This is a genomic window from Pseudoalteromonas sp. S1727 (assembly GCF_005886375.1).
GTDB classification, from domain to species: Bacteria; Pseudomonadota; Gammaproteobacteria; order Enterobacterales; family Alteromonadaceae; genus Pseudoalteromonas; species Pseudoalteromonas haloplanktis.
Genome location: NZ_PNDT01000105.1, coordinates 60,418 through 69,092, shown reverse-complemented (window position 1 = coordinate 69,092; position 8,675 = coordinate 60,418). Strand labels below are relative to the sequence as shown.

Below are 8,675 nucleotides of genomic sequence, written 5' to 3'. Positions count from 1 at the left end.
CGACTAGGGTTCGACCAAATGTCAGGAACATTTGGGGCCGCTGCAAGCGTCGCGCAGCGATTGATTACATGGACGTAAGCAAGCCCATCCCCACGTTTGACGCACATATCAGCATAAAAAGCCTATCGTTTTATGTCCGTAACCTTTACACAGCTCTAATACCAATCGACTTAAATTTTACTTTTCACAAAGAGAATTTAATAACAATATAAATCAGCAGGTTAATCTACCTTCTATGATATAAAACTCATGCAATGTCGTCATTCATGGCGAAAACTATGCTCCACGAATTCTTTTTGCTAATGTGCTAAAACAACTCAATTTAAGCACTAGAAACTATGACTAACACCATAACTGAATTTGAAAAAATGCTTGCTGGTTTGCCTTATAAAGCCTCAGAGCCTGAACTGGTAAAAGCACGTAGCCTCGCTAAATTGGCATGTCATCAATTTAATTTGGCAGACCCTACAACACCCCATGTACGAATTAAAATTCTTGCCGAATTACTAAAGTTTAAAGGCAAAGCCTATCTTGAGCCGATGTTTTATTGTGATTATGGTTTTAATATTGAACTGGGCGATAACTTTTATGCGAATCATAACTTAACTATTTTAGATGTCTGCAAAGTCACAATTGGTAATAATGTGATGTTTGGCCCAAACGTGATGATATCAACAGCCACTCACCCGATTGACCCTATCGAGCGGCGCAGTACTGAATCAGGCTCCCCAATTACTATTGGTAATGATGTTTGGCTTGGTGGCAACGTTTCGGTTTTACCTGGGGTGAGCATTGGTGATCGCTGTGTAATTGGTGCAGGCAGTGTGGTCACTAAGAATATTCCTGCTAATTCAGTAGCCGTGGGTAACCCGTGTAAAGTGCTCAGAAGTATTGAGGCTAAATAAATAGCCTCTCCGGTTGTTACGCCGGTTAATCCTGCAAACTAAACCCATCTGCATCTAAATGCGCGGGGAAGCTTTGTTTAAATAGCTCAAGTGGGCCTTTATCAAGTGTTACGGTTACAACTTGCGAGCCATTATCTTTAGCAATAGCTAACGTATCACCTTTGAAGTCATACACTGCAGTGCCGCCATTATGCGCAATCCCATTACCATCATCACCGATGCGATTAACGCCAATTACATAACACTGATTTTCCATTGCCCGTGCCATCAGTAAAGTGTCCCACACTTTACGTCGTGCTGCTGGCCAATTGGCAACATTCACCATGACATCGTAGTCATTACAATTACGTTGAAAAACCGGAAAACGTAAGTCGTAACACACTTGTGGTAATATTCTAAAGCCATTCAATTCGAATACTTCACGCTGTTGCCCAGCACTGACAAAGTCACCTTCTTTGCCTAAACAAAATAAATGACGTTTGTCGTAAAACTGCACGTTGCCGTTAGGCCATACCCAGTAAAAACGGTTGGCTTTTTTGTCGCCTTGCTTAACTAGCACTGAGCCTGCTATCACAGCATTCGCTGACTTTGCGCTCGCAATCATCCAAGCAAGTACGTTCCCGTTTTCAGGTTCGGCACAATCGAGATTAATAGCAAACCCTGTAGCGAATGTTTCTGGTAATAATATAAGCTCAACTGAATTGTCTACATTGGCTATTTTAGCGCTAAAATGTGCCAAATTAGCATCTTTATCTAGCCAGTTAAGCGATGTTTGTATAAGTGCTAGGGTTAAAGTTGACATAAAATCTCCGCAGCTTGTAGCAGTGTGGCATCGTGTTTTGCAAAACACAGACGAATCACTTTATCGTTACTCGGTTGCTGATAAAATACGCTCAGTGGAATTGCCGCAACCCCCGCTTGCTCGACTAACCACTGGCAAAATTCAACATCATTCAAATCAGATACATTACTGTAATCCAGCAGTAAAAAGTAAGTACCTTCACTTGGTAAAATCGTAAAGCGGCTCTCTTTGAGAGCATTGCTCAACACATCACGCTTTTGTTGATAAAACTCACGCAATTCGTCTACATGTTCACCTTGTTGCTCTAGCATATCGGCCAATGCATGCTGCGCGGGGGTAAAGCTTGAAAATGTCACGTACTGGTGAATTTTACGAAATTCGACAGCCAGTGCTACAGGAGCAATACAGTAACCCATTTTCCAACCTGTGCTATGAAAGGTTTTACCAAAGCTTGAGATCACAAAGCTCCTAGCAAACAGCTCTGCATCACGTAGCACACTTAAGTGGGGCTGGTTATCAAACGTAATATGCTCGTAAACTTCATCACTTATTACATATAAATCATGCTTGCTTACCAACGCTTTCAAGGCATTTATATCGTGTTGTTTTAACGTTTTTCCGCTTGGGTTGTGTGGCGTATTGATAATAATAGCGCGGGTTTTACTATTTACAGCCTCAGTAACCGCTTGCCAATCAATTGCATAATCAGGGGCATGCAGTGCAATATTTACTGACTTACCACCGGCCAATTCTATTGCCGGTTGGTAAGAATCATAGGCGGGGTCAAACACAATCACTTCATCATCTTCACGCACAAGTGCTTGAATGGCTACAAACAAAGCCTCCGTTGCACCGGAAGTGACTGTTACTTGCTGCGTCGCGTCTATTTCCGCTGCATATTTACGCTTAACCAATTGCGCTATTTGTTGCTGCAAGCGCGGTACACCTGATGACGGCGAATATTGATTAACTCCTTCAAGCACATAATGATTAAGTTGTTTTTTAAGTAGCTCTGGCGCATCAAACTCAGGAAAGCCCTGCGATAAATTAATCGCGTCGAATTGATTTGCTAATGCGGTCATTTGACTAAAAATACTGGTGCCTAAATTTGGCAATTTACTTTCAAACACTGGTTACCCTTAATGATGGTTTTGCGCCCAAAGCGATGCTATCATTGCTATTAACAGAAGTATAGCCGTCTAAACTAGCTAGAGGAATGTATGCATAACAATACCGCTATTTCAGAACTTATAGAAGCAGGAAAGTGGATCAGTCAACGTGGTTGGGTACCTGCCACAGGTGGTAACTTTTCAGCACGAACCAATACTGGCTTTGTGGTTACTGCCAGCGGTTTTGATAAAGGCCAATTAGCACCCCATGCTTTTATTGAACTTGATCATGCCGGTTCGCGTAGTGCTAGCGCAGCAAAACCCTCTGCTGAGACTGAATTACATTTAAGTATGTATAAACTGATTCCTTCAGCTCACTTTGTATTACACACTCATTCGGTTGCAGCAACCGTTTTATCACGAGTTATTAAAGGCCACAGCCTGGATTTACACGGCTATGAGATGCAAAAATCATTAACGGGCATTACCTCACATTTAGAAACCTTGAGTATTCCAATCTTTGATAATGACCAAGATATCGATCGCTTAAGCTTATTAGTGAGTGATCACCACCTACATACTCCTATTGAGCATGGCGTACTTATCCGCGGCCACGGCTTGTATGTCGTGGGTCGAACAATTAGCGAGGTTCGTCGTCAGTTAGAAGGTCTTGAATTCTTATTTGCATGTGAGTTAGAACGCTTAAAATTAGTAGGATTAGAATCATGATCAAAGCACTACTGACCGATATTGAAGGCACCATTACTCGCATTTCATTTGTTAAAGAGGTGCTATTTCCTTATGCCGCAAACCAGCTCCCTGAATTTGTAAAAACTCATCAAACGCAAAGCGCGGTAGCAGAGCAAATTGATGCTGTTAAAACGATTATAGAACAACCCAATGCCAGTATTGATCTAGTAATTAACACCTTACTTGAATGGATCCGCGACGATAAAAAAATCACCCCATTAAAACAGTTGCAAGGCCTCATTTGGCAAACTGGCTATGAAAATGGCGATTTTACCGGCCATTTATACCCAGATGCCTACCAGTTTTTAGTTGCGCAGCAACAAGCTGGTCAGCAACTATATGTGTACTCTTCAGGTTCAGTAAAGGCGCAACATTTGATTTTTCAATACTCAGATTTTGGTGATATCCGCCCATTATTTACTGACTACTTTGATACCAAGGTTGGCGCAAAACAACAACAAGCAGCGTATGAAAACATTATTGCGCAACTACCACTTGCCGCTAATGAAGTCTTGTTTTTAAGTGATGTAGCCGCTGAACTTGATGCCGCCAAAGCCGCTGGTTTAAAAACGTTGCACTTAATTCGTGATGGTCAAGCACGCTCGCCTGAACATAACTATATTAATGATTTTAGCCAATTTACTGCGGAGCATTTAGCATGAGCCAATTAACTATTTTTGCTGATTGTAACGGCAGTAATGCCTTATTAAGCACTCAAGATGCAACACAAATTGCCGCTGAACTAAATAAAGTGAATGTCCGCTTTGAGCAATGGCAAGCAAGCGCTGCGATCACGGCTGATACCAGTCACGACGAGATCATTGCCGCTTATAACGCCGATATTGAACGTTTAAAGCAACAAGGCGGTTATCAAACCGTGGATGTTATCTCATTGGCTAAAGGCAACCCAGCAGCGGCTGATTTACGTGCTAAGTTTTTGTTTGAGCACACTCACAGCGAAGACGAAGTGCGCTTTTTTGTAAAAGGCCAAGGCTTATTTTGCCTACATATTAACGACAAGGTTTACCAAGTGCTGTGTCAACAAGGTGATTTAATTTCAGTACCAGAATTAACCCCGCATTGGTTTGATATGGGCAGTGAACCTGAATTTACTGCGATCCGTTTGTTCAATAATACCGAAGGCTGGGTTGCACAAAGTACCGAGTCTGAGATTGCTAAGCAATTTCCTTTATTGGACTAGCCATCATTTAGTAAAGGAGTTTAAATGGAAAAATTATTTTCCTACGGCACACTGCAATTAGAGCAAGTACAGCTTGATACCTTTGGCCGCTTGCTCGAGGGCCAAGCCGATATTTTAACGGGTTATATAGTGGGCGAAGTTGAAATCACCGACGCCGCTGTTTTAAAAAGCAGCGGCCAGCGTTTTCACCCGGCCTTAATTAAAACAGGGCTAGCAACAGATACCGTAACCGGCACTATTTTTACGATTACCTCAGAAGAACTTGCTAGCGCAGATAGCTATGAAGTTGATGACTACCTACGTATAGAAGAGTCATTTCATAGCGGCATTAAAGCTTGGGTGTACGTGGCAAAAGGTTAAGCTCATATCAAGGATGACTTAAACAACTTAACTCTGTAGTATATTTTCAGTGTTAGTTTTACTCAATTAAGTGAACGTGAAATGGTCAACGAACAATATCAAAAGTCCAAACAACAACTTGCGTATTCTCGTAAGCAAGTTGAAAAAGCTGGCCGTATTTTTCGTAAACAAGATGGCGATTTTGAGTTTGCTACCGAAGTCATTCAAAATTATCGTGCGGCTCATTTATACCCGCTGACCATCATCAAAAATTTAATATGGAAACACGTAAAAAAACTCAACCTGCTTGATTCTGCTACTATTGTACGTCGCTTAAAACGCTTACCGACAATTATTGATAAACTGCAACGTGAGTCATTAGACGGTAAAAGTGAAAATGCCATCAGCCTCAAACGTATGCACGATATAGGTGGTTGCAGAGTTATTTTAGACAATTTAGATACCCTGTATAAGCTCAATACGAGTTTAGATTCAAGTCGAACAGTCCATAGCGTAAAGTCATATGATTATATTAAAAATCCTAAAGCCACTGGCTATAGGGGTATTCATCGTGTCTATAAAAGCTATAATAATTTAGAGTCTCACGATTACAAAGGTTTTCAAATAGAAGTTCAATTACGTACTCGACTTCAGCATTTATGGGCAACTACAGTCGAAATCGTCGATATTATTGAAAAAGAAACACTGAAAACCAACCCACAAGCCGCTGATACAGATTGGCAGCGATTATTTTTTATTATGGGTGAATTCCTTGCCGTTAAAGATGGCTCAAATCAATTAAGCGATGAACAATCACAAAGCTTTATTGATGAGTTAGCTGCTTTAAATAAAAAGCTCGCAGCATTTCATAAACTCGATGCATTTAACCGTGCATTTCAAGTTGACGAGATTAAAAATAAATCAAAAGATACAGGTTTTGCTTTACTTGTTCACAATACCGAAACTCAAATGGGTCGGGTTTTTTTGTACGCAGCGAATAAGAAGCAAGAAGCATTAACGCACTATGCAGAGCAAGAGCGACAAACTCACAACAACGTATTATTAGTAGCAGGAAATGACTTAAAATCTATCGAAAAAGCCTATCCCAACTACCTTAATGACACTTCTGAATTTCTTTCAGAATTCAGCCGTGTATTACTGGGTTAAATTTTAATTTAAGTCTTTCAGTTTACCAGCTAACACTTGTTGTTGATCATAAACACCAGTATCTAGTACCCAGCCAGTAATAAGCTTAGCAGGCGTTACGTCGAATGCTGGATTGTATACTTGAGCATTTGTCGGTGCCCACAGCGCCTCACCAAAACTGCCACTTACACCGCGCACTTCTGCGCTATTGCGCTGCTCAATTTCAATGTCTGCGCCGCATGCTGTACTTACATCTAAAGTGGTTAATGGCGCTACTACATAAAATGGGATGTTATGAAAATGCGCCAATACGGCTAAATTATAAGTACCGACTTTATTAGCGAAATCACCATTAGCGGCAATACGATCAGCACCAACAAAAATTTTATCCACTTTACCCGCAGCCATTAAGCTCGCTGCCATATTATCGCAAATCAAAGTGTAAGGTACTTGCCAGCGCTCAAGCTCAAATGCGGTTAAACGCCCGCCTTGTAATAACGGACGTGTTTCATCCACCCACACATGAATATCGCCATGACGTTGCTGAGCTTTATAAATAACACCCAAAGCTGTACCAATCCCAGCTGTTGCTAAAGCACCTGTATTACAGTGAGTCAGAATATTATCACCGCTGTTAACCAGTGCAGCACCCTGCTTTGCCATGCTTTCACACAGGGCGATATCTTCATTAAACAGGCTAACAGCGGCGCTTACAATTGCCATTACATAATCATCTTGCTGTAACGCAATGCGTAACTTTGCCATGCAATGCATTAAATTAACCGCAGTTGGTCGCGTGGCTTCTAAATCATCAATCGCCTGTGCTAATGCTGCTTTAGCCATGCCTTGCTCAGCTAGATGGGCAACCAGCAAACTCGCTCCTAAGCCAATCAAGGGTGCGCCGCGTATTTTTAGATTTAAGATCAATTCCCTCATACTGGCTACATCATCACACACATGCCACACCTGCTGATGTGGCAGCAGGTATTGATCTAGCACGCTGAGTGTATTGTTTTGATATTTTAAGCTGCTCGCTATGAGGTCTTGCATGATTGATCCTGAATAATCGTTAGGCTGAGGTTATTTTACAGTAGTTTTCAAAACGCACAACCCAGAAGTGTAGACATCTAAACGGTTGAAGGTATAGAATGCTATTGTTTATCATTTTCTGAGAGTACGCCCATGGCCGAATACGTTGCCTTTAATGCACAGCATGCAATTGATTATATTAAAAATCTTGTAACTAAAGATGGCTATGATTTGTTTGATCCTGACCAAACGTTATCGGCTTATGAATTTGGCGATGGCAATTTAAACTTAGTATTTAGAATCAGTGATGAGCAAAATAATAGCGTTATTTTAAAACAAGCCCTACCTTATGCCCGCTGTGTGGGTGAGTCATGGCCATTGACACTAGACCGAGCACGTATTGAAGCCGAGGTTTTGCTCAACCATAGCGCATTAAGTCCAGATTATACCGCCAAAGTACTGCATCATAACCCAGAGCAAGCACTGACTATTTTAGAAGATCTCGGCCATTTGCAAATACTGCGCCGTGCACAAATAAACGCAGAGCAATTTCCGCTTTTAGGACAACATGTTGCTCACTACCTAAGCCACACAGGTTTTTATAACTCAGATTTTTACTTAACCGCGCAAGATAAAAAAGCTAAAGTCAGTCAGTTTACTAATCCTGAATTATGCCAAATTACAGAAGACTTATTTTTTAACGATATTTTGCGTGAGCATGAGCGTAATAACTACCCAAGCGAGCTACAAAGTACAGTTAGTAAATTACAAAATAATGCCGCACTGCATTTAGCGATCGCAAAACTAAAAGCTAAGTTTTTATCGTGCCCACAAACTCTATTACATGGTGATATGCATAGTGGCAGTATTTTTGTCGATCAAAATACGACTAAGATGATCGACCCTGAGTTTGGTTTTTTTGGCCCTGTTGGCTTTGATATCGGATCATTTATCGGCAACTTATTATTAAACTACTGCGCTCAAAATGCCCGTATTAATGAATTTGTTAGTCGCCGCAACTACCACTCCCATTTATTGACCTGCTTACAAGAGAGCTACACTTTATTTGAACAACAGTGGCTAACATTAATTGCCGAGCAAACAACGGATAACAATTTAAAAGCCGCCGGTTATGGCGAGTATTTTATGCAGCAAGTATTGCAAGACGCGATTGGCTACTGTGGCACAGAGCTTATTCGTCGTACCATCGGCTTAGCCCATGTTGCTGATATTGATGGCATTGAAGACGAGCAAGCGCGTTTAGAGGTGCAACGTCATACCTTAGCGCTGGGTGAGCAATTAGTGCTTAACGCCCATACCTGCAATAGCAAAGAAGCGTTTTTCTCTTTATTGATCAGCCAATTAAATTAAGCTTCAACATTCAGTAAAAAGGC

10 protein-coding genes are annotated in these 8,675 nt (G+C 41.2%); 7 read left to right on the top strand and 3 right to left on the bottom strand.

From position 1 onward, the window contains the following. Positions 1-338: 338 nt before the first annotated feature. Complete coding sequence (locus CWB85_RS18890; protein ID WP_138555706.1) at positions 339-905, top strand: sugar O-acetyltransferase; 567 nt, start codon at positions 339-341, stop codon at positions 903-905. Positions 906-930: 25 nt separating this feature from the next. Here CWB85_RS18890 and CWB85_RS18885 read toward each other — a convergent pair whose 3' ends face one another. Together CWB85_RS18885 and CWB85_RS18880 are read right to left on the bottom strand one after the other, a co-directional pair. Then, positions 931-1,707, bottom strand: coding sequence for an amidohydrolase (locus CWB85_RS18885; protein WP_138555705.1), 777 nt, complete (start codon positions 1,705-1,707; stop codon positions 931-933). Continuing rightward, complete coding sequence (locus CWB85_RS18880; protein ID WP_138555704.1) at positions 1,695-2,837, bottom strand: methionine aminotransferase; 1,143 nt, start codon at positions 2,835-2,837, stop codon at positions 1,695-1,697. Before CWB85_RS18880 ends, CWB85_RS18885 begins: the two co-directional genes overlap by 13 nt. 90 nt (positions 2,838-2,927) lie before the next feature. Here CWB85_RS18880 and CWB85_RS18875 point away from each other — a divergent pair, with 90 nt between their 5' ends. The 5 genes from CWB85_RS18875 to CWB85_RS18855 all read left to right on the top strand — a co-directional run bounded on the left by CWB85_RS18875 (position 2,928) and on the right by CWB85_RS18855 (position 6,273). Next, a complete protein-coding gene (locus CWB85_RS18875; RefSeq protein ID WP_016709947.1) occupies positions 2,928-3,545 on the top strand; it encodes a methylthioribulose 1-phosphate dehydratase in 618 nt (205 codons plus the stop codon). Further along, entirely contained in the window at positions 3,542-4,228 is a 687-nt protein-coding gene (gene mtnC / locus CWB85_RS18870) for an acireductone synthase (protein ID WP_016709946.1), read from the top strand. The genes CWB85_RS18875 and mtnC overlap by 4 nt, the downstream gene beginning before the upstream one ends. Continuing rightward, positions 4,225-4,767 (top strand): 1,2-dihydroxy-3-keto-5-methylthiopentene dioxygenase, encoded by a 543-nt coding sequence (locus CWB85_RS18865; RefSeq protein WP_016709945.1) that lies wholly within the window; start codon positions 4,225-4,227, stop codon positions 4,765-4,767. The genes mtnC and CWB85_RS18865 overlap by 4 nt, the downstream gene beginning before the upstream one ends. A gap of 24 nt (positions 4,768-4,791) precedes the next feature. Beyond that, positions 4,792-5,127, top strand: a complete 336-nt coding sequence (locus tag CWB85_RS18860) for a gamma-glutamylcyclotransferase family protein (RefSeq protein WP_016709944.1) — start codon at positions 4,792-4,794, stop codon at positions 5,125-5,127. An 81-nt stretch (positions 5,128-5,208) separates the two neighbouring features. Beyond that, positions 5,209-6,273 (top strand): RelA/SpoT domain-containing protein, encoded by a 1,065-nt coding sequence (locus CWB85_RS18855; RefSeq protein ID WP_138555703.1) that lies wholly within the window; start codon positions 5,209-5,211, stop codon positions 6,271-6,273. Between the two features lie 3 nt (positions 6,274-6,276). Here CWB85_RS18855 and mtnA read toward each other — a convergent pair whose 3' ends face one another. Beyond that, entirely contained in the window at positions 6,277-7,302 is a 1,026-nt protein-coding gene (mtnA, locus tag CWB85_RS18850) for an S-methyl-5-thioribose-1-phosphate isomerase (RefSeq protein ID WP_138555702.1), read from the bottom strand. Between the two features lie 132 nt (positions 7,303-7,434). Here mtnA and mtnK point away from each other — a divergent pair, with 132 nt between their 5' ends. Continuing rightward, positions 7,435-8,652 carry an S-methyl-5-thioribose kinase gene (gene mtnK / locus CWB85_RS18845; protein ID WP_016709941.1) on the top strand — a complete coding sequence of 406 codons (1,218 nt, stop codon included), beginning with the start codon at positions 7,435-7,437 and terminating at the stop codon, positions 8,650-8,652. Positions 8,653-8,675: the final 23 nt, after the last annotated feature.